The organism is Acidovorax lacteus, from assembly GCF_039540375.1.
Classification (GTDB): domain Bacteria; phylum Pseudomonadota; class Gammaproteobacteria; order Burkholderiales; family Burkholderiaceae_C; genus Acidovorax_G; species Acidovorax_G lacteus.
This window is the reverse complement of record NZ_BAABEX010000029.1, coordinates 205,874-232,614: the sequence shown is the minus strand read 5'-3', so window position 1 is coordinate 232,614 and position 26,741 is coordinate 205,874. Positions and strand designations below refer to the sequence as shown.

Below are 26,741 nucleotides of genomic sequence, written 5' to 3'. Positions count from 1 at the left end.
CTTGGTCGTGCTGCGGGGCTCACGCGCAGTGGCGGGCGATGTAGTCCTTGACCTGCTGCACGTCGGCGGGCATCACCTGCACGCGCTTGGGCAGGTCTTCGATGCCCGCAAACTTCGCCGGGCGCTCGGGCGGCTGGCCCAGGGCTTCGACGATGGTGGCGGCGAACTTGATGGGCAGCGCCGTCTCGAGCACGATCATCGGCACATCGAGCGGGCCACGCAGTTCGCGCGCGACTTTCACACCGTCGGCCGTATGGGTATCGATGACCACGCCGTGGCGCGCATGGTTGTCGCGGATGGTGGCCAGGCGGTCGGCGTGGGTGCTGCGGCCGCTGGCAAAGCCGTAGCGCGTGGCGGCCAGCGCAAAACGCGGGTCGGCGCTGAGGTCAAACCGGCCTTCGCGCGGCACGGCCTCACCGAACAGCGCGCGCACGCGGTCGGTGTCGCGGTCCAGCAGGTCGAATACGAAGCGCTCGAAATTGCTGGCCTTGCTGATGTCCATGCTGGGGCTCGAGGTCTCGTGCGTGTCGCTGCTGCCGCGCACGCGGTACACGCCGGTGCGGAAGAACTCGTCGAGCACGTCGTTCTCGTTGGTGGCCACCACCAGGCGGTCGATCGGCAGGCCCATCATGCGCGCCACATGCCCGGCGCACACGTTGCCGAAGTTGCCGCTGGGCACGGTGAAGCTGACCTTCTGCGTGTTGTGCTCGGTGGCCTGGATGTAGCCCGCAAAGTAGTACACCACTTGCGCCAGCAGGCGCGCCCAGTTGATCGAGTTGACGGTGCCGATCTTGTAGCGGCGCTTGAACTCCAGGTCGTTGCTCACCGCCTTGACGATGTCCTGGCAGTCGTCGAACACGCCTTCGATGGCGATGTTGTGGATGTTGGCGTCCTGCAGGCTGAACATCTGCGCCTGCTGGAAGGGGCTCATGCGGCCGTGCGGGCTGGTCATGAACACGCGGATGCCCTGCTTGCCACGCATCGCGTATTCGGCAGCGCTGCCGGTGTCGCCGCTGGTCGCACCCAGAATGTTCAGCTCTGCGCCGCGGCGCGCCAGTTCGTACTCGAACAGGTTGCCCAGCAGCTGCATGGCCATGTCCTTGAAGGCCAGCGTGGGGCCGTTGGACAGGGCTTCGAGCCACAGGCCGTCGTCCAGGTGGCGCAGGGGCACGATCTCGCCCGTGCCGAACACCTCGGCCGTGTACGTCTTGCGGCACAGGGCGCGCAGGTCGTCGGCCGGGATGTCGTCGATGTACAGCGACAGGATGGCAAACGCCAGTTCGGCATAGCCCTGCTCGTGGTACACGCTGCGCCAGCGGGTGAGCGTGGCGTCGTCCACCTGCGGGTAGTGCTCGGGCATGTACAGGCCGCCGTCCGGGGCCAGGCCTTCGAGCAGGATGTCGCAAAAACGCTTGCGGTCGGCGTGGCCGCGGGTGCTCAGGTACTTCATTGGGGAACCCCCTTGTGGGTGCAATCGGTCAGAAACTGATGCCGTAGTGGCGAATGTCGAGCAGCAGGCGCGTGCCCACGAGCAGCGCAAAGCCCCCGATCAGGATGGCCCAGTGCGCCAGGCGTGCCGCGCGGTGGTCGGTGCGCTCGAGCGCCACAAAGTAGGCCCAGGCCGCGGCAAAGCTGCCCAGGCCGTTGAGCGCGGCCTCGCCCAGCGACAGATGGCCGCGCAGCGCCAACCCCACCAGCAGCCCGAACCAGAAGGCCAGGTGCCAGCGCGGGAAGTCGATGTGCGCCAGCTTGAGCAGCGCCGACAGCGTGAGGGCCGCAATCAGCGTGGGCATGGAGCGCAGGGCGAAGATGCATCGCGGATGGGGCGAGAGCGGCCTCAGGCCAGCTCTTCCTTGCGGATGCGCGTGATCGGGGCCAGCACCGTGGGCAGGGCCTGCATTTCGGCCATGGCGGCGTCCATCGTGCCTTCGCGCGTGTCGTGCGTGAGGATGATCAGGTCGGTCTGCGCAATCGCCGGGGCGCCGTCGGCACCCGTGGCCGCGCCGCCCACCTCGTCGGCCTCGCGCTGCAACACGGCGTCGATGCTGATGCCCGCACCGGCCAGGATGCCCGTGACCTTGGCCAGCACGCCGGCCTCGTCGGCCACGCGCAAGCGCAGGTAATAGCTGGTGACCACTTCGCTCATGGGCAGCACGGGGAGCTGGTCCTTGGCTTCGCTGAGCGTGTGCGACTGGAAGGCCAGGTAGGGCACGCGGTGCTCAGGGTCGGCCGTGTTCAGGCGGGTGATGTCCACCAGATCGGCAATCACGGCGCTGGCCGTGGGCTCGGAGCCCGCGCCCTTGCCGTAGTACAGCGTGGTGCCCACGGCGTCGGCCTGCACCACCACGGCGTTCATCGCGCCCTCCACGTTGGCGATCAGGCGCTTGGAGGGCACGAGGCTTGGGTGCACGCGCAGCTCCACGCCCTTGTCGGTGCGCTTGGTGATGCCCAGCAGCTTGATGCGGTAGCCGAGCTGCTCGGCATAGCGGATGTCGGCGGCCGACAGCTTGGTAATGCCCTCGACATGCGCCTTGTCGAACTGCACCGGAATGCCGAACGCGATGGCCGACATGATGGTGGCCTTGTGCGCGGCGTCCACGCCTTCGATGTCGAAGGTCGGGTCGGCCTCGGCATAGCCCAGGCGCTGGGCTTCCTTGAGCACGATGTCGAAGTCCAGCCCCTTGCTGCGCATCTCCGACAGAATGAAGTTGGTGGTGCCGTTGATGATGCCGGCGATCCACTGGATGCGGTTGGCCGTCAGGCCTTCGCGCAGCGCCTTGATGATCGGGATGCCCCCGGCCACGGCGGCCTCGAAGGCCACCATCACGCCCTTGGCGGCCGCGGCCGCAAAAATCTCGGTGCCATGCACGGCCAGCAGGGCCTTGTTGGCCGTGACCACGTGCTTGCCCGCGGCAATCGCTTCGAGCACCAGCGCCTTGGCGACGCCATAGCCGCCAATCAGCTCGATCACGATGTCGATATCGGGGTTGGCGATGACCTCGCGCGCATCGGCCACCACGCGGGCCTGGCTGCCAACCACACTGCGCGCGCGCTCGACGTCGAGGTCGGCCACCATGGCCACTTCAATGCCGCGGCCCGCACGGCGGCGGATTTCTTCCTGGTTGCGTTGCAGCACGTTGAATACGCCGCTGCCGACGGTGCCGATGCCCAGCAGGCCTACTTGGATGGGTTTCATGGTCATGATTCGGATGAACTTGGGAGACTGATAAAACGAAACAAGGGGGCCTTAGCGCGAGACGTACACCGGCGTCTGCCAGGCGCCGCCCGGAAAGCCGCGGCACATGCCATCGGCCCGTTCGGCCGAGAGCGTGAAGCCCTGGCCGTTGAAGCGCCATTCGCGCACCGACCAACAATCGCCGAGGCCTCGGCCTTTCATGGACGCGGTGGCCGTGCCGGTGGAGGGGTCGAACTCACCGTCCACATCGGCCACCACCACAGGCTGGTAGGGCGGGCGGTCGTTGGCCATGAACAGCAGGCTGCCCGCGTTGTAGGCGCCCATCAGGCAGGGCAGCTCGAGCAGCACGCGGCGCTCGGTCAGGCGGTGCACGCGTACGCCGGCCGGGTCCATCGGGTTGCCGCCGCACTCACCTTCGACCGCGCTGCGATCGAGGGCTGCGAGCAGCGGGGCCACCAGGGCCGCATCGGCCTTGCGTGTAGGCACCGGCACCACAGCACGCACCACGGGGGCCTGCAGCGGTGGCAACACAGAGGCTTCGTCGCGTGGCCCCTTGCGCACCAGCGCACCGGAGGTTCCTACGCGGCCCTGGCGTTCGTCCATCTTGAGCAGCACTGCATTGGCACCGGCCAGCGACAAGCGCCAGGTGGTCTTGCCTGCCGTCACCGTGGCCTCGTCGGCGCGCAGCAGGGCCTGCAGCAGCGGCGGCACCTCGGCCTGCGGGATCTGCGGGGCACCCAAGTCGAGTTTCGGAATGACCAGGCTGCCGACCTGCAGGCGCACAACGCCGGGTACAGCGTCATCGGCATACACCTGCAGGCGGGCCTGCACCGGCGTGCCCGGCCCGGCAGCACGCGTGAGCTGCAGCGACACGGGTGGTGACTCACCGCCTTCGGCCTGGTAGCCCTCTGCACGGCAGGTGCGCGTGTTGTCGCAGCGCAGGAACCAGTCCTTGTGCAGAAAACCCTCGTCTGGCCCCGCGTGGACTGCGGCGCTGGCGGCCGCAAAAGCACAAGCCAGCACGGCCCGCCGCCACGAACCACAGGACACGGCTCCCACTCCCATGGACGCAGCGGCCCGCCGCCTCAGGCCGCGAGCGCGCTGTGGCGCTTGCGGTATTGCTCAAGAAAGGCTGCGAGCCGGCCGATGGCCTCGCGCAGATCGTCTTCGTGCGGCAGGAACACGATGCGGAAGTGCTGGTGGTCGGGGTAGTTGAAGCCCGAGCCCTGCACCAGCATCACGCGCGTGGCACGCAACACCTCCATGAAGAAATGGCGGTCGTCCTCGATCGGGTACAGGGCCGGATCGAGCCGTGGGAACATGTACAGCGCCGCCTTGGGCTTGACGCAGGTCACGCCCGGAATCGCCGTGATCAGCTCGTACGCCAGGTCGCGCTGGCGGCGCAGGCGGCCGCCTTCCTTGACCAGGTCATTGATGCTCTGGTAGCCGCCCAGGGCCGTCTGGATGGCCCACTGCCCGGGCACATTCGAGCCGAGCTTGATGTTGGCCAGCATGTTCAGGCCTTCGATGTAGTCCCGCGCCACCGTCTTGTCGCCCGACAGCACCATCCAGCCCGCGCGGTAACCGCAGGAGCGGTAGGCCTTGGACAGCGAGTTGAAGGTGAGCGTGAGCACATCGGTGGACAGGCTGGCCAGCGCTGTGTGGCGCACGCCGTCGTACAGCACCTTGTCGTACACCTCATCGGCCAGAAGCACCAGGCCGTGCTCACGTGCGATCTGCACCAGCGCGCGCAGCAGTTCGTCGGAATACAGCGCACCCGTGGGGTTGTTGGGGTTGATAACCACCAGGCCCTTGGTGCGCGGCGTGATCTTGGAGCGGATGTCGTCCAGGTCGGGCATCCAGCCGTTGGCCTCGTCGCACAGGTAGTGCACAGGCTTGCCGCCGGCCAGGCTGGCCGCGGCCGTCCACAGCGGGTAGTCGGGCGCAGGTACCAGCAGTTCATCGCCGTCGTCGAGCAACGCCGTGGTGGCCATGACGATCAGGTCGCTCGCACCGTTGCCCAGGTAGATGTCGTCGAGGGTGACGCCCACCACGCCCTGCTGCTGGGTGTAGTGCATCACGGCCTTGCGCGCCGCAAAGATGCCCTTGCTGTCGGAGTAACCGGCCGAGTTCGGCAGGTTGCGGATCATGTCCTGCTGGATTTCTTCGGGCGCATCGAAACCAAACGGCGCCAGGTTGCCGATGTTCAGCTTGATGATCTTCTGCCCCTCGTCCTCCATCTGCTTGGCCGCGTCCACGATCGGGCCCCGGACATCGTAGAGAACGTTGGCGAGCTTGGCGGATTTGCGGACGGTCTTCATGCGCGGAGCCTGGCAGGGATGGCACGGGGCACCAGGGGGTTACCTTGGCGAAACCTATAATTTGACCACAGTTCGTGGGGGCTCCCGCAGGGCGCCGACCACCGCCGGCCTGCCCGCCCCCGACACCCGCACCATGAAATTCCAGCCCGACCGATCCAGCGCGCCCACCATCACCGGCTTCGGCCCTGGCTGGTTCAGCGTGGACGCCGACCGCTACACCACCAGCCTGGTCCTGAGTTCGTCGGGCACGCGCGAGGTATGGAACTGCCAGCGCTTTGAAGACCTGACATCCGAACACTTCGCGCTGCTGGCGCGGTTTGATGCAGAGGTCGTGCTGTTTGGCAGTGGCCTGCGCAACCGCTTTGTGCCGCCGGCCTGGCTTCGCCCCCTGATCGAGCGGCGCATCGGCCTCGAAACCATGGACACGGCCGCGGCTTTTCGCACCTACAACATCCTGGCGGGGGAAGGCCGCACCGTAGTGGCCGCATTGCTGCTTGAATCGCCCCCCGCATCTGCCGCGTGATTCTGCCGCCTTGCGTTGGCGCCTTATGGCCCACCGCGGCGCGTGCAAGCCCTGTGGGGCATGCCGCCAGCGTCGCGTTTGGTTACACAAAAGCACCCGCCAATGCCCCCGACAATGCGGGTCGCCCGGCACGCCGCAAAGGCGATCGACACATTTCCGGAGTAAAATTAGGGGTTCGGTCGGGAGCGCACAAAAGCCATAACACCCTACTCCCCGACGCACCAACGACTACCTCCGGAGAGACTCAAGCGCTATGGCGATCGTTGTCAACAAACCCCTCCCAGAATTCGAAGCCAACGCGACTGGCGGGATCAAGGTCTCCAACACCTCCCACCTCGGCCAGATCCTGATTCTCTACTTCTACCCCAAGGACAACACCCCGGGTTGCACCACGGAAGCCATGCAGTTCCGTGACAAGTACAAGGATTTCGTGAAGGCCGGCGCCGCCGTGTTCGGCGTGTCGCGCGACAACATGAAGTCTCACGACGACTTCAAGGCCAAGCTGGAACTGCCGTTCGAGCTGATCGCCGACACTGAAGAAAAAATGTGCCACATGTTCGGCGTGGTCAAGAACAAGATCATGTACGGCAAGAAGGTCAAGGGCATTGAGCGCAGCACCTTCCTGGTGGGCCCCGACGGCATCCTGCTGCAGGAATGGCGCGGTCTGAAGGTGCCGGGCCATGTGGACGAAGTCCTCAAGGCCGTGAAGTCCATCAAGGCCTTGAAAAAGGCCGCCTGACCACGGCCCGGGCGCACTGTCTGCGGCATGCCCGCGACAGCACGCACGCTGACACAGACGCGCCGGTCGGCGTGGGCATAATGGGGGCAATGACAGCGACGCGTACCTTCCGCCGCCCCCTCTCCTCGAACCAAGCCGCCTCGGCCTCCAGGCGGCTTTTTCGTTTCTGAAGCTCCCGTTCCGCGAGGCCTGCTCCATGCCCCTGCCCCCCGCCCCCAGCCGCCGTGCGGCTGTTCTGCCCCCCGAAGCTTTTGACGCGTCGCACAGCCGCACGGCCCGTGGCCGCACTGCGGCTCCGGGCGATGATCCGCCCGCCGCAAGCGCCACCGCTGCGGGTACGGCCACCGCTGCGCCCGCTCCTCAGACCTCCCGCCGTGGCGCTGCAGCGCCCCGTGCGGCGCTGTTGGCGCCCGCCGCATCGCCCGTTGCCGTTGCGGCGGCAGCCGCCCCGGCAGCGCCCGCTACGGCCCCCCGTCGTCGCAAGAGCGTCGAGCCCACCGCCGTACCCACCGCTGCTGCGGCCTCAAGCCCCGCGGCACCGACCATCGCATCCACCGCGACCAAAACCCGCAATGGCCGGCGCAAGAGCGAAGCCAGCGGGCCAACCAAGCTCTTCGTGCTGGACACCAACGTGCTGCTGCACGATCCGACCAGCCTGTTCCGCTTTGAAGAGCACGACATCTTCTTGCCCATGATCGTGCTGGAAGAGCTCGACGGCCACAAAAAAGGCATGACCGAAGTGGCGCGCAACGGCCGCCAGGCCAGCCGCACACTCGACGCCCTGGCCGCTGCCCAAGGTGCGGACATCGCGCGCGGCCTGCGCCTGGACGCCACGGGCCAGCGTGCCGCAGGTGGCAGCCTGTACTTCCAGACCGAGGCGCTGGACTACGCACTGCCCACCAGCCTGCCGCCTGGCAAGGCCGACAACCAGATCCTGGGCGTAGTCGAGGCCCTGCGCAAGCGCCATGCGCCGCGCGAGGTGGTGCTGGTGTCCAAGGACATCAACATGCGCGTGAAGGCCCGGGCGCTGGGCCTGGCCGCAGAGGACTACCAGAACGACAAGACGCTCGAAGACGGCGATCTGCTGTATTCGGGCGCTCTCGCGCTGCCGCCGGACTTCTGGACCAAGAGCGGCAAGAACGTCGAGAGCTGGCAGAACGGCGCGCACACCTACTACCGCGTGGGCGGGCCGGTGGTGCCGCAGTTCATGATCAACCAGTTCGTGTACTTCGAGGCCCCGGGCGAGCCCAGCCTGTTCGCGCGCGTGACCGAGATTCGCGAGAAAACGGCCGTGCTGCAGACGCTCAAGGACTATGGCTCGGGCCGCAATGCCGTGTGGGGCGTCACCGCCCGCAACCGCGAGCAGAACTTCGCACTCAACCTGCTGATGGATCCGGACGTGGACTTCGTCACGCTCACTGGCACCGCCGGCACGGGCAAGACACTGCTGGCCCTGGCCGCAGGGCTCACGCAGGTGCTGGACGACCGCCGCTACACCGAAATCATCATGACCCGCGCCACGGTGAGCGTGGGCGAAGACATCGGCTTCCTGCCCGGCACCGAAGAAGAAAAAATGGGCCCCTGGATGGGCGCGCTGGACGACAACCTCGAGTTTCTGGCCAAGGGCGACGGCGGCAATGCGGGCGAATGGGGGCGCGCAGCCACCAACGAGCTGATCCGCAGCCGCATCAAGATCAAGAGCATGAACTTCATGCGCGGCCGCACCTTCCTGAACAAGTACGTGATCATCGACGAGGCGCAGAACCTCACGCCCAAGCAGATGAAGACGCTGATCACGCGCGCAGGCCCGGGCACCAAGATCATCTGCATGGGCAACCTCGCGCAGATCGACACGCCCTACCTCACCGAAGGCTCGTCCGGCCTGACCTACGCCGTGGACCGTTTCAAGGGCTGGCCGCACAGCGGGCACATCACGCTGGCGCGGGGTGAACGCTCGCGCCTGGCCGACTTCGCAAGCGAGGTGCTCTGACGATGGCCGCTGGCTGGATCGCCGCGCTCAAGCTCGTCCCCTGGGCCGACGTGATCGAGGCCACGCCGCAGGTGGTGCAGGCTGCCCGGCGGCTGATGGGCAGCGCGGCCACAACCAACGCGGCAGGGGCCGAGACACCGCAGCAGCAGGCGGAGCGGCGCATGGCCCAGCTGGAACAGGAGCTTGCCGCTTCGGCACAGCTCATCGAACGGCTGGCGGAACAGCACGCCCAGGTGGTGCGGGCGGTGGACGCTCTGCGCCGCCGGCAGCAGCGGCTGGTATGGACCGTGGCAGCGTTGGGCGTGGCCGCCACCCTGCCCTGGCTGTGGGTGGTGCTGCGCGGCTGAGCCATCCTGGTAGGGCCAGCGGCGGTACCCGCCGACCAAACGCTATCTATTTAATAGCTGCTCGTGCTTGATTTATAAGCACGAGAAGCCATTTCGGCTTAAAGCCTAGAAGTCGTCCCCGCCCCCCATGGCGAGGTTCTCGAAGCGCGTCTGGTTCTTCTGGAAGAACAGCTTGACGGTGCCCGTGGGGCCATTGCGCTGCTTGCCGATGATGATTTCGGCAATGTTCGGCTCTTTGCTGTCCTTGTTGTAGTAGTCGTCGCGGTAGATGAACATGATCAAGTCCGCATCCTGTTCGATGGCGCCCGATTCGCGCAGGTCGGACATCATGGGCCGCTTGTCGGTGCGCTGCTCCACGCTGCGGTTGAGCTGCGACAGCGCGATCACGGGGCACTGCAACTCCTTGGCCAGCATCTTCAGCCCGCGCGAGATTTCGCCCAGCTCGGTGGCGCGGTTTTCGCCTTCGGATCCGGAGGAGCCGCTCATGAGCTGCAGGTAGTCGACCACGATCAGGCCCAGCTTGCCGCACTGGCGGGCCAGGCGGCGGGCATTGGCGCGCAGTTCGCTGGGTGTGAGGCCTGGCGTCTCGTCGATGTGCAGCGAAATCGTTCGCAGCTTTTCAATCGCTTCGGTCAGGCGCGGCCACTCGTCGTCGGTGAGCTTGCCGGTGCGCAAATTGCCCTGGTTGATGCGGCCGATCGAACCCACGATACGCACTGCCAGCTGCGCGGCGCCCATTTCCATCGAGAAGATGGCCACGGGCAGGCCTTCATTGAGCGCCACATGCTCGGCGATGTTCACCGCAAACGCGGTCTTGCCCATGGACGGGCGGGCCGCCAGCACCACCATGTCGCCCGCCTGCAGGCCCGAGGTCATGCGGTCCAGGTCGATGAAGCCCGTGGGCACGCCCGTGATGTCGTTCGGGTTGTCGGCCATCTCCTGCACGCGGTCGAGGAGGTCCACCACCAGGGTGTCCATCGACTGGAAGCCCTGCTTCATCCGCGAGCCTTCCTCGCCGATGTTGAAGATCTTCTGCTCCGCCTCGTCCAGAATCTTGTCCACCGGCCGGCCCTGCGGGTTCAGAGCCGCCGTGGCAATGTCGTCGCTGGCCGTCACCAGCTTGCGCAAGATGGCGCGCTCGCGCACGATCTCGGCGTAGCGCCGGATGTTGCTCGCGCTGGGCACGTACTGCGCCAGGCTGTTGAGGTAACCGAGCCCGCCAATCTCCTCGGCCTTGCCCAGGCTCTGCAGGTGCTCGTACACCGTGATCACATCGGCCGGCTTGCTGGCGTTGATCAGACCGCCAATCGCGGCATAGATCAGCTTGTGCTCATGCCGGTAGAAGTCACCATCGACCAGCAGGTCGCCGACACGGTCCCAGGCCTGGTTGTCGAGCAGCAGGCCGCCGATCACGCTCGATTCGGCCTCGATGGAATGCGGCGGCACGCGCAGTTGCGCCACCTCGCGGTCGGGCACGGGGGTGAAGCCGTCGTCGATCTGCGGAAACACGGTGGACATGCGGTTCTTTCAGGCGAAACCCTGGATGCTAGCGGCGTGCGCGGTGGCCGTCATTGCACAAGGCTGTGGACAAGTTGTGGGCGGTGCGGGGATGGCCAGTGGGAAATACTGGGCCGCCGGCCGGAGCGGAACTCTCATCGGCCGCCCTTGGCATGCCCCAAAACAAAAGGCCGCCCGGAGGCGGCCTTGTGTGGGGCTGAAGCCCGAGGAGGCGTCGATCAGGCGGTTTCGCCGTAGACCGACACGGTCACTTCGACCACCACGTCCGTGTGCAGAGCCACGGCCACGGTGCTGTCACCGACCATCTTGATCGGGCCATTGGGCAGGCGGATCTGCGACTTCACGACCTTGTAGCCTTGCTTGTTCAGCTCTTCGGCGATGTCGTGGTTCGTCACGGAACCGAACAGACGACCGTCCACGCCGGCCTTCTGGGTCAGCTTCAGCGTCGTGCCACCGAGCTTCTCGCCCTGGGCTTGGGCTTCTGCCAGCTTGGCTGCAGCAGCCTTTTCCAGTTCGGCGCGCTTGGCTTCGAACTCAGCCTTGGCGGCTTCGGTGGCGCGGCGAGCGCGGCCCGACGGGATCAGGAAGTTGCGGGCGTAGCCGTCCTTGACCTTGACGATTTCACCCAGGTTGCCCAGGTTTACAACCTTTTCGAGGAGGATGATTTGCATGCTGGGGCTCCTTAGATCTTGTGCTGGTCGCTGTAAGGCACCAGGGCCAGGAAGCGGGCGCGCTTGATGGCGGTGTTCAGCTGACGCTGGTAGATGGCGCGCGTACCGGTCAGGCGCGCGGGGATGATCTTGCCGTTTTCGGCGATGAAGTCACGCAGGGTGTCGACGTCCTTGTAGTCGATCTCTTCCACACCGGCCACCGTGAAACGGCAGAAACGCTTGCGCTTGAACAGCAGCGACTGGGTGTTGCGCTTGGGACGCTTGTCTTTGTTGAACTTCTTGAACGTGGCCATTTCGGACCCCTTGAAAATTAGTCGTGTTGATATTCCTGGATGTGGACCACCGGGTGCTTGCCGTTGCGCGGTGTGGCCAGAAACCCTTGCAGGGTCAGCACACTGCCCACCGGAAGCCGCGCGAGACGTTCAGCCACTTCGCCAAACGCCACCGCCTTGACCACAGCGCGCACTTGGCGCTCTTGTCCTGCCTCTTGCTGCCGGGATTCATGCTCCAGCAGCACCGAGAGGGCAGACACCCCCCCGGGTGTGAAGCGCAAGGCTTGCGCTTCGATCAGGCAGGCGGTCAGGGCGACGCGGTTGTCCACGCTCCGATGTCCACCGGGCGCTGATCAGCGCTCTGCGGCGGCAGCCTCGGCCTGGTTGGCCTTGCGGGCTTCTTCGCGCTCAACCGTCTTCATCATCGAGGAAGCGCCGGTTTCGGCCTTCTTCTTTTGCACGGTCAGGTGGCGCAGCACGGCGTCGTTGAACTTGAAGGCGTGCTCCAGTTCGGCCATCACGGCCTGGTCAGCCTCAATGTTCACGCACAGGTAGTGGGCCTTGGCGAGCTTGTTGATCATGTAGGCCAGCTGACGGCGGCCCCAGTCTTCCACGCGGTGGATCTTGCCGCCGCCTTGGGTGATCATGCCCTTGTAGCGTTCAAGCATGGCCGGAACCTGCTCGCTCTGGTCCGGGTGAATCAACAGGACGATTTCGTAATGACGCATGCATACTCCTTTTGGTTAAAGCCGCCCGCTGCGTCGCAAGCAGTGCGGCAAGGCAAAGCGCGAGAGTATAGCAGCCCGAGGGGCGCGTGTACACTGCGGCGCGCTGCAGCGCAAATCCCTGCCCGGCGCCTTGAAATCGGCAGGGATGCCCCCAGCTGCCGCGCGTCAGGTCTTTTCATGCATTCCAATATGTCCGACAAACACCCCGCCAACGCACCGTCCGCCGATACGGCACCCGAAGCTGTCGAAGCCGCCATGGCCGCCAACGCGCAGGACGAACTGGAGCGTCTGAACGCTGAACTGGCCGAGCTGAAGGCCAAGAGCGCGGAACTGGCCGACCAGTACCTGCGCGCCAAGGCCGAAGCCGAAAACGCCCGCCGCCGCGCCGAAGACGAAGTAACCAAGGCACGCAAGTTCGGCATCGAGAGCTTTGCAGAAAGCCTGCTCCCGGTCTGCGACAGCCTGGACGCGGCCCTGGCCATCAAGGAAGCCACGCCCCAGCAGCTGCGCGAGGGCGCCGACGCCACGCTGCGCCAGCTGCAGTCGGCCCTGGAGCGCAACAAGGTTCTGGCGATCCAGCCGGCTGCGGGCGAAAAGTTCGACCCCCATCAACACCAGGCCATCAGCATGGTGCCCGCCGAGCAGGAGGCCAATACCGTGGTGGCCGTGCTGCAAAAAGGCTATCTGATCGCCGACCGCGTGCTGCGGCCCGCCCTGGTGACGGTGGCCGCCCCGAAGTAAAGCCCACCTCGCAGACAGGGGCTTGAAGCCCGGCGCAGCAACCTCAGTTACGGACCATTCCAACCAATTTCAGCATCGCGGAGAACTCATATGGGAAAAATCATCGGCATTGACCTCGGAACCACCAACAGCTGCGTGGCCATCATGGAGGGCAACACCACCAAAGTGATTGAAAACAGCGAAGGTGCGCGCACCACGCCGTCGATCATTGCCTACCAGGAAGACGGCGAGATCCTGGTCGGCGCCTCGGCCAAGCGCCAGGCCGTGACAAACCCCAAGAACACGATCTACGCCGCCAAGCGCCTGATCGGCCGCAAGTTCGAAGAGAAAGAAGTCCAGAAAGACATCGACCTGATGCCCTACAGCATCAGCAAGGCCGACAACGGCGACGCCTGGGTGGAAGTGCGCGGCAAGAAGCTGGCTCCGCCCCAGATCAGCGCCGAAGTGCTGCGCAAGATGAAGAAAACCGCCGAGGACTACCTGGGCGAACCCGTGACCGAGGCCGTGATCACGGTGCCGGCCTACTTCAACGACGCCCAGCGCCAGGCGACCAAGGACGCAGGCCGCATCGCTGGACTGGACGTCAAACGCATCATCAACGAGCCCACCGCTGCGGCCCTTGCCTTCGGCCTGGACAAGCAGGAAAAGGGCGACCGCAAGATTGCGGTGTACGACCTGGGCGGCGGCACATTTGACGTGTCCATCATCGAGATCGCCGATGTGGATGGTGAAAAACAGTTCGAAGTGCTGTCGACCAACGGCGACACCTTCCTCGGCGGGGAAGACTTCGACCAGCGCATCATCGACTACATCATCAGCGAGTTCAAAAAGGAACAGGGCGTGGACCTGTCCAAAGACGTGCTGGCCCTTCAGCGCCTGAAGGAAGCCGCTGAGAAAGCCAAGATCGAGCTGTCGAGCTCGGCAGCGACCGACATCAACCTGCCCTACATCACGGCCGATGCCTCGGGCCCGAAGCACCTGAACATCAAGCTCACGCGCGCCAAGCTGGAAAGCCTGGTCGAAGAACTGATCGAACGCACCATCGCCCCCTGCCGCACCGCCATCAAAGATGCTGGCGTGAGCGTCTCTGACATCCACGACGTGATCCTGGTGGGCGGCATGACCCGCATGCCCAAGGTGCAGGAGAAGGTCAAGGAATTCTTCGGCAAGGAGCCGCGCAAGGACGTGAATCCGGACGAGGCCGTGGCCGTGGGCGCTGCCATCCAGGGCCAGGTGCTGTCGGGCGACCGCAAGGATGTGCTGCTGCTGGACGTGACGCCGCTGTCGCTGGGCATTGAGACCCTGGGTGGCGTGATGACCAAGATGATCACGAAGAACACCACCATCCCGACGAAGTTCGCACAGACCTTCTCGACGGCCGACGACAACCAGCCGGCCGTGACGATCAAGGTGTTCCAGGGCGAGCGTGAAATGGCCAGCGGCAACAAGCTGCTGGGCGAGTTCAACCTCGAAGGCATTCCGCCGGCCGCACGCGGCGTTCCGCAGATCGAAGTGGCATTCGACATCGATGCCAACGGCATTCTGCACGTGAGCGCCAAGGACAAGGGCACGGGCAAGGAAAACAAGATCACCATCAAGGCGAACTCTGGCCTCTCTGAGGAAGAGATCCAGAAGATGGTGAAAGACGCCGAGCTGAACGCCGCCGACGACAAGAAGAAACTCGAACTGGTGCAGGCTCGCAACCAGGGCGAAGCGGCCGTGCACAGCGTCAACAAGAGCCTGGCCGAGCACGGCGACAAACTCGAAGCCGGCGAGAAGGACGCCATCACCGCCGCCGTGAAGGCCCTGGAAGAAGCGCTCAAGGGCGACGACAAGGCCGCCATCGACGACAAGACCAATGCGCTGATGGCTGCCAGCCAGAAGCTGGGCGAAAAAATGTACGCCCAAGCCCAGGCCGAGCAGGCAGCCGCGGGTGCGGCCGCGGGCGCAGCCCCGGGGGCTGGAGCCAGCGCGGGCGCCTCGGCCAAGGCCGACGACGACAACGTGGTCGACGCCGAGGTGAAGGAAGTCAAGAAGGGCTGATCCCCATCCGGTGACGCCATCCGCCGCGCCGGGCTCCTCGTGGGGCTCGCGCGGCGTTCCCGTTCCAACAGGGCACCATCCAAACCATGTCCAAACGCGACTATTACGAAGTGCTGGGCGTTCCCAAGAACGCCTCGGACGAGGACATCAAGAAGGCCTACCGCAAGCTGGCCATGAAGTACCACCCTGACCGCAATCAGGGGGATGCCGCCAAGCAGGCCGAAGAGAAGTTCAAGGAGGCCAAGGAGGCCTACGAGATGCTGTCGGACGGCCAGAAACGTGCGGCCTACGACCAATACGGCCATGCGGGCGTGGACCCGAACATGCGCGGCCCAGGTGGCCCGGGCGCAGAAGGCTTTGGCGGTTTTGCCGAGGCTTTCGGCGACATCTTTGGCGACATGTTCGGCCAGGGACGGCGAGGTGGCGGCCGGCAGGTGTACCGCGGCAGCGACCTGAGCTATGCGATGGAGATCACGCTGGAGGAAGCGGCGCGCGGCAAAGATGCGCAAATCCGCATCCCCTCGTGGGAAAGCTGCGACACCTGCCATGGCAGCGGCGCCAAACCCGGCACCAGCGCCAAGACCTGCGGCACCTGCCAGGGCACGGGCACGGTACAGATGCGCCAGGGCTTCTTCAGCGTGCAGCAGACCTGCCCGCACTGCCGCGGCACGGGCAAGATCATCCCCGAGCCCTGCACCAGCTGCCACGGCCAGGGCAAGATCAAGAAGCAGAAGACGCTGGAAGTGAAGATTCCGGCCGGCATCGACGACGGCATGCGCATCCGCAGCACCGGCAACGGCGAGCCCGGCATGAACGGCGGCCCCCCGGGCGACCTGTACATCGAGATCCGGCTCAAGAAGCACGACATCTTCGAGCGCGACGGCGACGACCTGCACTGCCAGGTGCCGGTGAGTTTCATTACGGCTGCGCTGGGCGGTGAGATCGAAGTGCCCACACTGCAGGGCAAGGCGGCCATCGACATTCCGGAAGGCACGCAGGCCGGCAAGCAGTTCCGACTGCGCGGCAAGGGCATCAAGGGGGTTCGCTCCAGCTACCCCGGCGACCTGTACTGCCACATCGTGGTGGAAACACCGGTCAAGCTCACCGAATACCAGCGCAAGCTGCTGCGCGAACTGGAAGACTCGCTCAAGAAAGGCGGATCGCGCCACTCGCCCAGCGGTGAAAGCTGGACCGACCGGTTGAAGAACTTCTTCACCTGAGCGGTATGGCTCCGCACTCCAAGGCCCGCAACAGCGGGCCTTTTTCATGGTCTGGGCACTTGCGTGCGGCCCACAGCAATTCTTTGACAGACATCAAGGGCGCACAGGGCTACGATGGGTGACAGTGCCACCCGTCGCTCCCACGGACTGCCTTCTGGGCCTGGACATACACATGGATCTCACGCTTCGCTTCTTGGGCGGTGCCGGCACCGTCACCGGCTCCAAATACCTGGTGCAACACAATGGCCGCTCATTGCTCGTGGACTGCGGTCTGTTCCAGGGCTACAAGCCGCTGCGCCTGCGCAACTGGCAACCCTTGCCGCTGGCGCCGGGCCAGATCGACGCGGTCGTGCTCACCCATGCCCACCTGGACCACAGCGGCTATCTGCCACTGCTGGCGCGCGACGGATTTGCCCACAAGATCCACAGCACGCCGGGCACGCGCGACCTGTGCGCGATCCTGCTGCCCGATAGCGGCCATCTGCAAGAGGAAGACGCCGCGTACCTGAACCGCCACCAGCTGAGTCAGCACAACCCGGCCCTGCCGCTGTACACGCGGCTTGATGCGCTGCACTGCCTCAAGCAGTTTCAGGTGCATGCATTTGGCAAGAGCTTCGAGCCGCTGCCGGGCTGGCGCGTAACCTTCTCGCCCGCCGGGCATATCCTGGGCGCAGCCAGTGTGCTGCTGGAAGTGGCGGGGCGGCGCATCCTGTTCTCAGGCGACCTGGGCCGCCCGGACGATCTGCTGATGAACCCGCCCGAAGCGCCGCCCGATGCCGACACCGTCCTGCTGGAATCCACCTACGGCGACCGCCTGCACCCCGAAGTCGATGTGCTGGCCGAACTGGGCCCCGCTTTGCAGCGCCTGGCTGCGCGTGGAGGGATTGCGGTGGTGCCAGTGTTTGCCGTGGGGCGCGCCCAGGTCATGCTGCACGCCATTGCACAGCTGAAAGCGCGCGGCGAGATTCCTGCATCGCTCAAGGTGTTCCTCGACAGCCCGATGGCAGTCAACACCACAGGGCTGCTTCAGCACCACTTGGACGCACTGCGTCTGAGCGCCCGCGAAGTCCAAAAGCTCACGCACACAGCCACCATGGTGCAGACGACCGACGAATCCAAGGCACTTGCCCGGCTGCATGGTCCTATGGTGATCCTGGCCGCCAGTGGCATGGCCACCGGTGGCCGTGTGCTGCACCATCTGGCGCTGCATGCGGGCGACCATCGCAACATGATCATCCTCACAGGCCACCAGGCGCCCGGCACGCGCGGCGCGCGCCTGGCCGACGGCGAAAAAAGCATCCGCATCCATGGGCAAGATGTGGATGTGCGGGCTGAGGTGGTGCGGCTGGGTTCGGCGTCGGCACATGCCGACGGGGCGCAGTTGCTGACCTGGCTGCGCAGCATGCGCCACAGGCCACGGCGGGTGTTTGTCGTGCACGGTGAGATGGGCGCTGCCGACCACATGCGCGAGCGCATTGAGCACGAACTGCACTGCCAAGCCACCGTGCCCGAGCACGACGGCGTGGTCGTGCTCTGAAGCGCACGGCAGGCCCTGGGAAGCCGCCAGCCCCCTGCATCGCGGTGCAGATGGGCCACGCAATGCCTTGCGGGCAGCAGAGCATTCGCGTTTCGCGATGACAAGGGGCGATAATTCAAACCAAAATAGGTCGCCATCGCGAAAAACGAAGCCCCATTCTCCCCACATGAAAAGCTCCGAGCGCAGTTTTGCGCGCCGCATCGACCTCACCTCGCTCCAGCTCTTCGTGGCGGTGTGCGAGCTGGGCAGCATCGGCCGAGCGGCGGAGCGGGAGTTCATTGCGGCCTCGGCCATCAGCAAACGCCTGTCCGATCTGGAGGCGGCGGTGGACACCCCTCTGCTCTACCGCCACAGCCGCGGCGTGACGCTGACCCCGGCGGGCGAGAGCCTGCTGCACCATGCGCGCGCCGTGCTGTTTGGCCTGGAGCGCATGCAGACCGAGCTGGGCGAATACGCCGACGGCGTGCGCGGCCATGTGCGCATGCACGCCAACATCTCGGCCATCGTCGAATTTCTGCCTGAAGACCTGGGCGCATTCGCGCGGCGCTACGGCCAGATCAAGATCGATCTGCAAGAACATCTCAGCAGCGAAGTCGTGCACGCGGTTCAGGAAGGCGCGGCCGACCTCGGCATATGCGACGCAGGCTCCACCGCCCTGGCAGGCATTGCGCTGCAGCACCGCCTGTACCGCAGTGACCGCCTCGTGCTGGTCACGCCCGAGGGCCACGCGCTCACGCAGCAGGCGTGCATTGCATTTGAGCAAGCGCTCGACTGGGACATCGTGGGCCTGCATGCACACAGCAGCATCAGCCTGGCCATGCGGGCCGCCGCGGCCGCCGCGGGCCGGGCGCTGCACCAGCGCATTCAGGTCACGGGCCTGGATGCCATGTGCCGCATGATCGACAACGGCCTGGGCGTGGGCCTGGTGCCCGACCGTGCGTTCGCGCTGATGCGCGGCATGGGCCGTCTGAGTGCGGTGGCCCTGTCGGACGACTGGGCACACCGTGAACTGCACCTGGTCGCGCGCGACTTCGACGCCCTGCCCACCACTGCCCGGCTGCTCGTGGAACACCTGCTGCCAAGCCCCGCACCCCAACCCTAGAATCGCACCACCCCACCTGAAAGAGAACGCCCCATGGGACGCACCCTGTACGACAAGATCTGGGACGAGCATGTCGTCCACACCGAAGAGGACGGCACGTCCATCCTCTACATCGACCGGCACCTGGTCCATGAGGTGACCAGCCCGCAGGCCTTTGAAGGCCTGCGCCAGGCAGGCCGCAAGGTGTGGCGTGTGAGCTCCATTGTGGCCACGGCCGACCACAACACCCCCACCACCGGCTGGGAACTGGGCTACGACGGCATTGCCGACCCGATCAGCAAGGAGCAGATCACCACGCTCGACGCCAACATCGCCCAGACTGGCGCGGCGGCGTTCTTCCCGTTCATGCACAAGCGCCAGGGCATCGTGCACGTGGTGGGCCCCGAAAACGGTGCCACCCTGCCGGGCATGACGGTGGTCTGCGGCGACTCGCACACCTCCACCCACGGCGCTTTTGGCGCCCTGGCGCACGGCATCGGCACCAGCGAGGTCGAGCATGTGATGGCCACGCAGACGCTGCTGGCCAAGAAAGCCAAGAACATGCTGGTCAAGGTCGAGGGCACGCTGGCCCGCGGCGTGACGGCCAAGGACATCGTGCTGGCCATCATCGGCAAGATCGGCACGGCCGGCGGCACCGGCTACACCATCGAGTTTGCCGGCTCGGCCATCCGCGGCCTGAGCATGGAAGGTCGCATGACCGTGTGCAACATGGCCATCGAGGCCGGTGCACGCGCCGGCTTGGTGGCGGTGGACGACAAGACCATCGATTACGTCAAGGGCCGCCCCATGGCCCCCGGCACCGACCGCCAGACCGGCCAGTTTGTCGGGGGCGTCGAATGGGAGCAGGCCGTGGCCTACTGGCGCACGCTGCACTCCGATGCCGACGCGGTGTTCGACGCCGTGGTCACACTCGACGCGGCCCAGATCGTGCCGCAGGTGACCTGGGGCACGTCGCCCGAGATGGTGCTGGGCGTGGACGCACGCGTGCCCGACCCCGACAAGGAAAAGGACGCCACCCGCCGCAGCGCCATCGAGCGGGCGCTGACCTACATGGGCCTGCAGCCCGGCAAGCCGATCCACGACATCACGGTGGACAAGGTGTTCATCGGGTCGTGCACCAACAGCCGCATCGAAGACATCCGCGAAGCCGCCGCCGTGGTCAAGCGCCTGGGCCGCAAGGTGGCAGGCAACGTCAAGCTCGCCATGGTGGTGCCCGGCTCGGGCCTGGTGAAGGAACAGGCCGAGCGCGAGGGCCTGCACGAAGTCTTCAAGGCCGCGGGCTTTGAATGGCGCGAACCCGGCTGCAGCATGTGCCTGGCCATGAACGCCGACCGCCTGGAGCCCGGCGAACGCTGCGCCTCCACCAGCAACCGCAACTTCGAAGGCCGCCAGGGCGCGGGTGGGCGCACCCACCTCGTCAGCCCCGCCATGGCCGCCGCGGCCGCGGTGCACGGCCATTTTGTCGACATCCGCCAGTTTGCCTGACCCACCCCAAGGAGAACCTGCCATGAACAAGCTCACCGCCCTCATCGCCGTCGCCTTCGCGCTGCTGCTCAGCGGCTGCAACACCGTCAAGGGTGTGGGTCAAGACGTGCAGAAAGCCGGCAACGCCATCGAGCGCGCCGCCAACAAATAAGACCCTCGCCATGCAGAAATTCACCATCCACCAGGGGCTGGTTGCGCCCATGGACCGGGACAACGTCGACACCGACGCCATCATCCCCAAGCAGTTCCTCAAGTCGATCAAGAAAACCGGCTTCGGCCCCAATCTGTTTGATGAGTGGCGCTACCTCGACAAGGGCGAACCCGGCATCCCCGAAAGCCAGCGCAAGCCCAACCCGGACTTCGTGCTCAACCAGCCGCGCTACCAGGGCGCAAGCATCCTGCTGGCGCGCAAGAACTTCGGCTGCGGCTCCAGCCGTGAGCACGCCCCCTGGGCGCTCGACCAGTACGGCTTTCGCGCCATCATCGCGCCGAGCTTTGCCGACATCTTCTTCAACAACTGCTTCAAGAACGGGCTGCTGCCCATCGTGCTGCCCGAAGCCACGGTGTCGCAGCTCTTCGACGAAGTGCACGCCTTCCCCGGCTACCGCCTGACCATCGACCTGGAGCGCCAGGTCATCGTGCGGCCACAGGGCGAAGAGATCCCGTTCGAGGTGCAGGCATTCCGCAAGTACTGCCTGCTCAACGGCTTTGACGACATCGGCCTGACGCTGCGCCAGGCCGACAAGATCCGCGCCTTCGAAGCCCAGCGCCTGGCCACCAAGCCCTGGCTGGCCCACACCATGGTGGGCTGAACCCAGCATGAAATCCCTGGCTCGTGCTTACAAATCAAGCACGAGCAGCTATCAAAATAAGAGCATTACATGAAAATTGCAGTCCTGCCAGGCGATGGCATTGGTACCGAAATCGTGGCCGAAGCCGTCAAGGTATTGCGCGCCCTGGACCTGAAGCTGGAGATGGAATCCGCCCTGGTGGGCGGTGCCGCCTACGAGGCGCACGGCCACCCGCTGCCCGAGTCCACGCTCAAGCTTGCCAAGGAGGCCGACGCCATCCTGTTCGGCGCTGTGGGCGACTGGAAGTACGACAAGCTCGACCGCCCGCTGCGCCCCGAGCAGGCCATCCTGGGCCTGCGCAAGCACCTGGGCCTGTTTGCCAACTTCCGTCCGGCCATCTGCTACGAGCAGCTCACGCATGCCTCCAGCCTCAAGCCCGAACTCGTGGCCGGTCTGGACATCCTCATCATCCGAGAGCTCACGGGCGACATCTACTTCGGCCAGCCGCGCGGCCGCCGCACGGCGGTGGACGGCCACTTCCCCGGTGCCGACGAAGCCTTCGACACCATGCGCTACTCGCGCCCCGAGATCGAGCGCATTGCCCGTGTGGCCTTTGAAGCCGCCCGCAAGCGCAACAAGAAGGTCACGAGCGTGGACAAGGCCAACGTGCTGGAGACCTTCCAGTTCTGGAAGGACGTGGTCACCGACGTGCACAAGGACTACCAGGACGTGGAACTGGAGCACATGTACGTGGACAACGCGGCCATGCAGTTGGTGAAAAAGCCCAAGGCCTTCGACGTGATCGTGACCGGCAACATGTTCGGTGACATCCTGTCCGACGAGGCCTCCATGCTCACCGGCTCCATCGGCATGCTGCCCTCGGCCAGCCTCAACAGCAGCAACCAGGGCCTGTACGAGCCCAGCCACGGCAGCGCGCCGGACATTGCGGGCAAGGGCGTGGCCAACCCGCTGGCCACCATCTTGAGCGCCGCGATGATGCTGCGCTTCAGCCTGAACCAGGAAGCCGCGGCCCAGCGCATCGAGGCTGCCGTGCAGAAGGTGCTGGCCCAGGGCCTGCGCACGCCCGACATCTACAGCGAAGGCACCACCAAGGTGGGCACGGCGCAGATGGGCGACGCGGTGGTGAAGGCGCTGGCCGCCTGACGGCCAGGCCGACGCCCTCGTCCAAGACAGCGGCCTGCGGGCCGCTTTTCTTTTGGGCGACGCGGGAGTGCCGGCCACCCGCAGGCCCCGGCCCACTCCGCAAGGCCCTGACCTGCTCCGGGCCTTTTGTTTTATACTGCACGGCTATGTTTGCCGCCCGCCCGTTCGCCCTGAACACCGCCTCTGCCGCCCTGGCAGGCGTGGCCGCGCGCGCAATCACCACCAAAACCACGACCATTATTAAGGGCTGAACCAGCTCCGGATCGTCGTGCGCCCTCCCTGGCCCTGACGAGCCGGGGCAAACAGGCCGGTCGGGCACTGTTTCTTTACTTGAAAGGGCGTTGAAATGAGCAAGTTGGTAGGGTTGGTCGGCTGGCGCGGCATGGTCGGCTCGGTCCTGATGGACCGCATGGTGCAGGAAAAGGACTTCGACCTCATCGAGCCGATGTTCTTCTCCACCTCGAACGCGGGCGGCGCCGCCCCTTCGATGGCCAAGAACGAAACCACCCTGAAGGACGCGTTCGACATCGAGCAGCTCAAGCGCTGCGAGATCATCATCACCGCCCAGGGCGGCGACTACACGACCGAAGTGTTCCCCAAGCTGCGGGCAGCGGGCTGGAACGGCCACTGGATCGACGCCGCGTCCACGCTGCGCATGAAGGACGACGCCGTCATCATCCTCGACCCGGTGAACATGCCCGTCATCAAGGACGCGCTGGCCAAGGGAGGCAAGAACTGGGTGGGCGGTAACTGCACCGTCTCGTGCATGCTGATGGGCGTGGGTGCGCTGTACAAGGCGGGGCTCGTAGAGTGGATGAGCACCCAAACCTACCAAGCCGCCAGCGGCGGCGGTGCACAGCACATGCGCGAGCTGCTCAAGCAGTTCGGCACGCTCAACGCTGAGGTCAAGGCGCTGCTCGACGACCCCAAGAGCGCCATTCTCGAAATCGACCGCAAGATCATCGCCAAGCAGCGCAGCCTGAGCGATGCTGAAACCGCGAACTTCGGCGTGCCGTTGGGCGGCTCGCTGATCCCCTGGATCGACAAGGACCTGGGCAACGGCGTGAGCCGTGAAGAGTGGAAGGGCATGGCCGAAACCAACAAGATCCTGGGCCAGGGCGAAGGCTTTGGCTCGCCCGCCGTGCCGGTGGACGGTTTCTGCGTACGCATTGGCGCGATGCGCTGCCACAGCCAGGCACTGACCTTCAAGCTCAAGAAGGACGTACCGCTGGCCGACATTGAGGCCATGATTGCCGCCGACAACCCGTGGGTGAAGGTCGTTCCCAACACCCGCGAAGCCACGATCCGCGACCTCACGCCCGTGGCCGTGACCGGTACGCTCAGCATTCCCGTCGGCCGCCTGCGCAAGATGGCCATGGGCCCGGAATACCTGGGCGCCTTCACCATCGGCGACCAGCTGCTGTGGGGCGCCGCCGAGCCGCTGCGCCGCATGCTGCGCATCCTGCTGGACGCCTGATCCGCACGTCTCGCAAGGCAAAAACGCACCGCCCCGGCGGTGCGTTTTTGCTGGAACAGAACCGATACAGCCGGTTACCGGTCGTTGTCGGCAGACAACAGCAACTTGCACCAAGATGGGGCGCAGCCGGGTTCGCCAAAGCTTCCGTGGCACCTCAGCTTGTCAGTGCAAAACATTGCTGCTATGGTGCTTTTTACATATTTTCACGGCCGGGGCGGGGACATCACACCATGAGAACAACACGACCGCTCGACCGCGCCGGCCAACCTCTTCAGCTCATCGCGCACATGCATCGTTGGAAATTTTCTGTGCTGGCGGCCGCAGCCGTCGCATCCGCCGGCTTTTACTCCGGGGATGCCGCCGCTCTGGCGCTGGGGCGCATCACTGTCCAGTCGGCCTTGGGCGAGCCGCTGCGCGCCGAAATCGATGTGCCGCAAATCACCGCCGCAGAGGCCGACACCCTCAAGGTCGCCCCTGCAGCGCCTGAAGTCTTCAAAGCCCAAGGCATGGACTACTCGTCGGCACTCAATGGCTTGCAGGTGCAACTGCAGCGCCGTGCCGACGGTACAGCGTTTCTGCGGCTGAGCAGCGATCGCCCCGTCAACGAACCCTTCGTGGACTTCGTGCTGGAAGCCAACTGGGGCACGGGGCGTATTACGCGCAGCTACACCATGCTGTTCGATCCGCCAGCGCTGCGCCGCCCCGCTCCCGCAGTGACTGCTGCAGCACAACTGCCGCCACCGAGTGCACCGGCCGTGGTGGCGCCACCTGCTGTTCGGGCTGAGCCTGCGCCTGCGGCCGCTCGTCCTGCCGCAGCGCCGCGTGTGGCGGCTCCAGCGGCCCAGGCCCCAGCAGGCGGCGTGGTGGTGCAGAGCGGAGACACGGCAGGAAAGCTGGCCAATGCTTACCGTCCGTCCGGCGTTTCGCTCGACCAGATGCTGGTCGCGATGCTCAGAGCCAACCCGGACGCGTTCATCCAGGGCAATGTCAACCGGCTCAAGGCTGGGGCCGTCCTGCAGATGCCCGACGAGAGCGCCGCGCAGGCCACCCCAGCGCCGGAGGCACGGCAGATCTTGGCCGCCCAGAGCCGCGACTTCAACGCCTTCCGACGCAATCTCGCAGGTGCAGCCCCCACGCCCGAGGTGGCAGGTGCAGACCGCAGCGCCGCCGGCAAGGTGCAGGCTCGGGTCGAAGATCGCAAACCGGCAACCGCCGCGCCCGATCGGCTGACGCTGTCCAAAGGCGCGGTGCAGGGCCAGAAAGCGCCCGAAGACCAGATCGCCAAGGACAAGCAGGCCCAGGACAATGCGTCCCGCATGGCCGAGTTGTCGAAGAATATTTCCGACCTGAATAAGCTGGGGGCTGCCTCTGCACCGGCGGGCACCCCGGCCGCCGCAAGTGCGCCTGCTGCGCCGGGCATCGCGGCCCCCGTGGCTGTGGCAACACCTCCGGCCGCATCGGCGCCCGCCAGCACACCGGCCCCGGCCGTGGAAGCCAGCGCACCCGTGGTGTCGGCGCCAGAGACTCCGGCCTCCGTGCCCGCTGAGGCGGCCTCTGCTCCCGCAGCAGAAGCCGCACCTGCAGCGGCCCCCGCGGCTGCGGCCTCCGCACCGGCGCGGCCTCCGGTGGTTCCGCCAGCCCCTGTCGAAGAGCCCAGCTTCCTCGACACCCTGACGGAAGATCCGATGATGCTCGGCGGTCTGGGATTGGCTCTGCTGGCTCTGATCGGCTACGGCGGTTACCGTGTGGTGCAGCGACGCCGCGCGGGCGCAGGCGTGGACAGTTCCTTCATGGAAAGCCGTATCCAGCCGGACTCCTTCTTCGGCTCCAGCGGTGGCCAGCGCGTGGATACGTCTGGCAGTGACATGACCACAGGCTCGTCCATGGCCTATTCGCCGAGCCAGCTCGATGCTGGAGGAGACGTGGACCCGGTTGCCGAGGCCGACGTGTACTTGGCCTATGGACGTGACCTCCAGGCTGAGGAAATCCTGAAGGAAGCCGTTCGCCACAACCCGGCACGCGTGTCCATCCATGTCAAGCTGGCAGAAATCTATGCCAAGCGCCAGGACCGCAAGGCGCTGGAAGTCGTGGCAGGCGAAGTGTTCAAGCTCACGCAAGGGGAAGGTCCTGACTGGGCGCGTGTGGTAGAACTTGGACGAGACATCGACAGTGGCAACCCGCTCTACCAACCCGGTGGGCGTCCTGGGGTGGCCGTGGCGGCAGCGGTGGGCGTCGGTGCTGCTGCAGCCGTAGCGGCTCCGTCGGTCGAGGCCCTCCCGCCCGATCTGGATCTGGATCTGGACCTGGAATTGCCAGGAGATGCCCTGAGCGAACCAGCCCCGGCGCCAGCACCCAGCAGCTTCGCAGCAGCGGCAGCTGCAGCAGCCAACGCCCTGCCCCCCGAGCCCTCACTGGATCTCGACCTTCCGTCGCTGGATTCCGCTTCGGCCCCTGCGCCCACTGAACCAGTGGATCTGCTCGACCGCATGCAGGCCACCGCCGACGAGCTGAGCATGGCGCCGTCGGGGCCTGTACCGCTGCAGGCCGATCCGCCAGACTCGTCTCCCATGGAGTTCGACCTGGGTGATTTGTCGCTGGACCTCAACACCGCCCGAGCACCGATGCCGACGGTCCCCTCCGACCTCAGCACGGCCGCCGCCGTCGAGCCTGCGTTGGATGTCGACAGCGACGACGACGCCGAGGCTGCACCAGAGGACCCGTTGGCTACCAAACTGGCCCTGGCGGAGGAATTCAACGCGATCGGCGATACCGATGGGGCCCGCACCCTGGTGGAAGAGGTGGTTGCGGAAGCCACGGGCGCGCTGCGCACTCGGGCACAGCGCCTGCTGTCGGAACTTGGCTGATCGTTGCGGGGG

General features: G+C 65.8%; 25 protein-coding genes. 15 read left to right on the top strand and 10 right to left on the bottom strand.

Features of this window, described 5'->3' with window-relative positions; genetic code table 11:
* Positions 1-19 precede the first annotated feature (19 nt).
* The 5 genes from thrC to ABD866_RS13880 all read right to left on the bottom strand — a co-directional run bounded on the left by thrC (position 20) and on the right by ABD866_RS13880 (position 5,517).
* Positions 20-1,450 carry a threonine synthase gene (gene thrC, locus ABD866_RS13900; RefSeq protein WP_345066298.1) on the bottom strand — a complete coding sequence of 477 codons (1,431 nt, stop codon included), beginning with the start codon at positions 1,448-1,450 and terminating at the stop codon, positions 20-22.
* Positions 1,451-1,478: 28 nt separating this feature from the next.
* Positions 1,479-1,793 (bottom strand): response regulator, encoded by a 315-nt coding sequence (locus tag ABD866_RS13895; protein ID WP_345066295.1) that lies wholly within the window; start codon positions 1,791-1,793, stop codon positions 1,479-1,481.
* Between the two features lie 44 nt (positions 1,794-1,837).
* Positions 1,838-3,196, bottom strand: coding sequence for a homoserine dehydrogenase (locus ABD866_RS13890; RefSeq protein ID WP_345066293.1), 1,359 nt, complete (start codon positions 3,194-3,196; stop codon positions 1,838-1,840).
* Between the two features lie 51 nt (positions 3,197-3,247).
* On the bottom strand, positions 3,248-4,219 hold the full coding sequence (locus tag ABD866_RS13885; RefSeq protein ID WP_345066290.1) for a DUF1176 domain-containing protein: 972 nt from the start codon (positions 4,217-4,219) through the stop codon (positions 3,248-3,250).
* A gap of 62 nt (positions 4,220-4,281) precedes the next feature.
* Positions 4,282-5,517 (bottom strand): pyridoxal phosphate-dependent aminotransferase, encoded by a 1,236-nt coding sequence (locus tag ABD866_RS13880; RefSeq protein WP_345066287.1) that lies wholly within the window; start codon positions 5,515-5,517, stop codon positions 4,282-4,284.
* Positions 5,518-5,650: 133 nt separating this feature from the next.
* Here ABD866_RS13880 and ABD866_RS13875 point away from each other — a divergent pair, with 133 nt between their 5' ends.
* The 4 genes from ABD866_RS13875 (at position 5,651) to ABD866_RS13860 (ending at position 9,116) form a co-directional block, all read left to right on the top strand.
* A complete protein-coding gene (locus ABD866_RS13875) occupies positions 5,651-6,040 on the top strand; it encodes an Mth938-like domain-containing protein (protein WP_345066284.1) in 390 nt (129 codons plus the stop codon).
* 253 nt (positions 6,041-6,293) lie between these two features.
* Positions 6,294-6,779 (top strand): peroxiredoxin, encoded by a 486-nt coding sequence (locus ABD866_RS13870; protein ID WP_345066281.1) that lies wholly within the window; start codon positions 6,294-6,296, stop codon positions 6,777-6,779.
* 196 nt (positions 6,780-6,975) lie between these two features.
* Complete coding sequence (locus ABD866_RS13865) at positions 6,976-8,769, top strand: PhoH family protein (protein WP_345066278.1); 1,794 nt, start codon at positions 6,976-6,978, stop codon at positions 8,767-8,769.
* A 2-nt stretch (positions 8,770-8,771) separates the two neighbouring features.
* Positions 8,772-9,116 carry a nucleotide exchange factor GrpE gene (locus ABD866_RS13860; protein WP_345066275.1) on the top strand — a complete coding sequence of 115 codons (345 nt, stop codon included), beginning with the start codon at positions 8,772-8,774 and terminating at the stop codon, positions 9,114-9,116.
* A gap of 105 nt (positions 9,117-9,221) precedes the next feature.
* Here the strand turns inward: ABD866_RS13860 and dnaB are convergent, their stop codons facing one another.
* The 5 genes from dnaB to rpsF all read right to left on the bottom strand — a co-directional run bounded on the left by dnaB (position 9,222) and on the right by rpsF (position 12,305).
* Positions 9,222-10,634, bottom strand: coding sequence for a replicative DNA helicase (gene dnaB, locus ABD866_RS13855; RefSeq protein WP_345066272.1), 1,413 nt, complete (start codon positions 10,632-10,634; stop codon positions 9,222-9,224).
* Positions 10,635-10,852: 218 nt separating this feature from the next.
* Positions 10,853-11,305 (bottom strand): 50S ribosomal protein L9, encoded by a 453-nt coding sequence (gene rplI / locus ABD866_RS13850; protein WP_345066270.1) that lies wholly within the window; start codon positions 11,303-11,305, stop codon positions 10,853-10,855.
* 11 nt (positions 11,306-11,316) lie between these two features.
* Entirely contained in the window at positions 11,317-11,598 is a 282-nt protein-coding gene (gene rpsR / locus ABD866_RS13845; protein ID WP_011794373.1) for a 30S ribosomal protein S18, read from the bottom strand.
* Positions 11,599-11,615: 17 nt separating this feature from the next.
* Entirely contained in the window at positions 11,616-11,906 is a 291-nt protein-coding gene (gene priB / locus ABD866_RS13840) for a primosomal replication protein N (protein WP_345066266.1), read from the bottom strand.
* A 24-nt stretch (positions 11,907-11,930) separates the two neighbouring features.
* On the bottom strand, positions 11,931-12,305 hold the full coding sequence (gene rpsF, locus ABD866_RS13835; RefSeq protein ID WP_345066263.1) for a 30S ribosomal protein S6: 375 nt from the start codon (positions 12,303-12,305) through the stop codon (positions 11,931-11,933).
* 189 nt (positions 12,306-12,494) lie between these two features.
* On the opposite strand from rpsF, the gene grpE reads away from it, so the two are divergent.
* The 11 genes from grpE to ABD866_RS13780 all read left to right on the top strand — a co-directional run bounded on the left by grpE (position 12,495) and on the right by ABD866_RS13780 (position 26,729).
* Positions 12,495-13,046, top strand: coding sequence for a nucleotide exchange factor GrpE (gene grpE, locus ABD866_RS13830; RefSeq protein ID WP_345066260.1), 552 nt, complete (start codon positions 12,495-12,497; stop codon positions 13,044-13,046).
* Between the two features lie 90 nt (positions 13,047-13,136).
* Entirely contained in the window at positions 13,137-15,089 is a 1,953-nt protein-coding gene (gene dnaK / locus ABD866_RS13825; protein WP_345066257.1) for a molecular chaperone DnaK, read from the top strand.
* Positions 15,090-15,175: 86 nt separating this feature from the next.
* A complete protein-coding gene (gene dnaJ / locus ABD866_RS13820) occupies positions 15,176-16,309 on the top strand; it encodes a molecular chaperone DnaJ (protein ID WP_345066254.1) in 1,134 nt (377 codons plus the stop codon).
* A gap of 172 nt (positions 16,310-16,481) precedes the next feature.
* Positions 16,482-17,846: an MBL fold metallo-hydrolase gene (locus ABD866_RS13815; RefSeq protein WP_345066251.1), complete on the top strand. Its 1,365-nt coding sequence runs from the start codon at positions 16,482-16,484 to the stop codon at positions 17,844-17,846.
* A gap of 166 nt (positions 17,847-18,012) precedes the next feature.
* The gene (locus ABD866_RS13810; RefSeq protein ID WP_345066248.1) at positions 18,013-18,948 is read left to right on the top strand and encodes a LysR family transcriptional regulator; all 936 of its coding nucleotides are present in this window, start codon (positions 18,013-18,015) and stop codon (positions 18,946-18,948) included.
* Positions 18,949-18,981: 33 nt separating this feature from the next.
* Positions 18,982-20,433: a 3-isopropylmalate dehydratase large subunit gene (leuC, locus tag ABD866_RS13805; RefSeq protein ID WP_345066245.1), complete on the top strand. Its 1,452-nt coding sequence runs from the start codon at positions 18,982-18,984 to the stop codon at positions 20,431-20,433.
* A gap of 22 nt (positions 20,434-20,455) precedes the next feature.
* Positions 20,456-20,584: an entericidin A/B family lipoprotein gene (locus ABD866_RS13800; protein ID WP_345066242.1), complete on the top strand. Its 129-nt coding sequence runs from the start codon at positions 20,456-20,458 to the stop codon at positions 20,582-20,584.
* A gap of 10 nt (positions 20,585-20,594) precedes the next feature.
* Positions 20,595-21,245 carry a 3-isopropylmalate dehydratase small subunit gene (gene leuD / locus ABD866_RS13795; protein WP_345066239.1) on the top strand — a complete coding sequence of 217 codons (651 nt, stop codon included), beginning with the start codon at positions 20,595-20,597 and terminating at the stop codon, positions 21,243-21,245.
* 69 nt (positions 21,246-21,314) lie between these two features.
* On the top strand, positions 21,315-22,388 hold the full coding sequence (leuB, locus tag ABD866_RS13790; protein WP_345066236.1) for a 3-isopropylmalate dehydrogenase: 1,074 nt from the start codon (positions 21,315-21,317) through the stop codon (positions 22,386-22,388).
* Positions 22,389-22,734: 346 nt separating this feature from the next.
* Positions 22,735-23,865, top strand: coding sequence for an aspartate-semialdehyde dehydrogenase (asd, locus tag ABD866_RS13785; protein WP_345066233.1), 1,131 nt, complete (start codon positions 22,735-22,737; stop codon positions 23,863-23,865).
* A 287-nt stretch (positions 23,866-24,152) separates the two neighbouring features.
* The gene (locus ABD866_RS13780; protein WP_345066230.1) at positions 24,153-26,729 is read left to right on the top strand and encodes a motility hub landmark protein FimV; all 2,577 of its coding nucleotides are present in this window, start codon (positions 24,153-24,155) and stop codon (positions 26,727-26,729) included.
* Positions 26,730-26,741: the final 12 nt, after the last annotated feature.

Coding starts and splice junctions, on each gene's coding strand:
- ABD866_RS13895 (WP_345066295.1), bottom strand. CDS start 1,793: ATGCCCACGCTGATTGCGGCCCTCACGCTGTCGGCGCTGCTCAAGCTG.
- ABD866_RS13870 (WP_345066281.1), top strand. CDS start 6,294: ATGGCGATCGTTGTCAACAAACCCCTCCCAGAATTCGAAGCCAACGCG.
- ABD866_RS13815 (WP_345066251.1), top strand. CDS start 16,482: ATGGATCTCACGCTTCGCTTCTTGGGCGGTGCCGGCACCGTCACCGGC.
- dnaK (WP_345066257.1), top strand. CDS start 13,137: ATGGGAAAAATCATCGGCATTGACCTCGGAACCACCAACAGCTGCGTG.
- ABD866_RS13865 (WP_345066278.1), top strand. CDS start 6,976: ATGCCCCTGCCCCCCGCCCCCAGCCGCCGTGCGGCTGTTCTGCCCCCC.
- ABD866_RS13860 (WP_345066275.1), top strand. CDS start 8,772: ATGGCCGCTGGCTGGATCGCCGCGCTCAAGCTCGTCCCCTGGGCCGAC.
- thrC (WP_345066298.1), bottom strand. CDS start 1,450: ATGAAGTACCTGAGCACCCGCGGCCACGCCGACCGCAAGCGTTTTTGC.
- dnaJ (WP_345066254.1), top strand. CDS start 15,176: ATGTCCAAACGCGACTATTACGAAGTGCTGGGCGTTCCCAAGAACGCC.
- ABD866_RS13780 (WP_345066230.1), top strand. CDS start 24,153: ATGCATCGTTGGAAATTTTCTGTGCTGGCGGCCGCAGCCGTCGCATCC.
- ABD866_RS13875 (WP_345066284.1), top strand. CDS start 5,651: ATGAAATTCCAGCCCGACCGATCCAGCGCGCCCACCATCACCGGCTTC.
- ABD866_RS13880 (WP_345066287.1), bottom strand. CDS start 5,517: ATGAAGACCGTCCGCAAATCCGCCAAGCTCGCCAACGTTCTCTACGAT.
- leuC (WP_345066245.1), top strand. CDS start 18,982: ATGGGACGCACCCTGTACGACAAGATCTGGGACGAGCATGTCGTCCAC.
- leuD (WP_345066239.1), top strand. CDS start 20,595: ATGCAGAAATTCACCATCCACCAGGGGCTGGTTGCGCCCATGGACCGG.
- leuB (WP_345066236.1), top strand. CDS start 21,315: ATGAAAATTGCAGTCCTGCCAGGCGATGGCATTGGTACCGAAATCGTG.
- ABD866_RS13810 (WP_345066248.1), top strand. CDS start 18,013: ATGAAAAGCTCCGAGCGCAGTTTTGCGCGCCGCATCGACCTCACCTCG.
- dnaB (WP_345066272.1), bottom strand. CDS start 10,634: ATGTCCACCGTGTTTCCGCAGATCGACGACGGCTTCACCCCCGTGCCC.
- asd (WP_345066233.1), top strand. CDS start 22,735: ATGAGCAAGTTGGTAGGGTTGGTCGGCTGGCGCGGCATGGTCGGCTCG.
- rplI (WP_345066270.1), bottom strand. CDS start 11,305: ATGCAAATCATCCTCCTCGAAAAGGTTGTAAACCTGGGCAACCTGGGT.
- ABD866_RS13800 (WP_345066242.1), top strand. CDS start 20,456: ATGAACAAGCTCACCGCCCTCATCGCCGTCGCCTTCGCGCTGCTGCTC.
- ABD866_RS13890 (WP_345066293.1), bottom strand. CDS start 3,196: ATGAAACCCATCCAAGTAGGCCTGCTGGGCATCGGCACCGTCGGCAGC.
- rpsF (WP_345066263.1), bottom strand. CDS start 12,305: ATGCGTCATTACGAAATCGTCCTGTTGATTCACCCGGACCAGAGCGAG.
- rpsR (WP_011794373.1), bottom strand. CDS start 11,598: ATGGCCACGTTCAAGAAGTTCAACAAAGACAAGCGTCCCAAGCGCAAC.
- grpE (WP_345066260.1), top strand. CDS start 12,495: ATGTCCGACAAACACCCCGCCAACGCACCGTCCGCCGATACGGCACCC.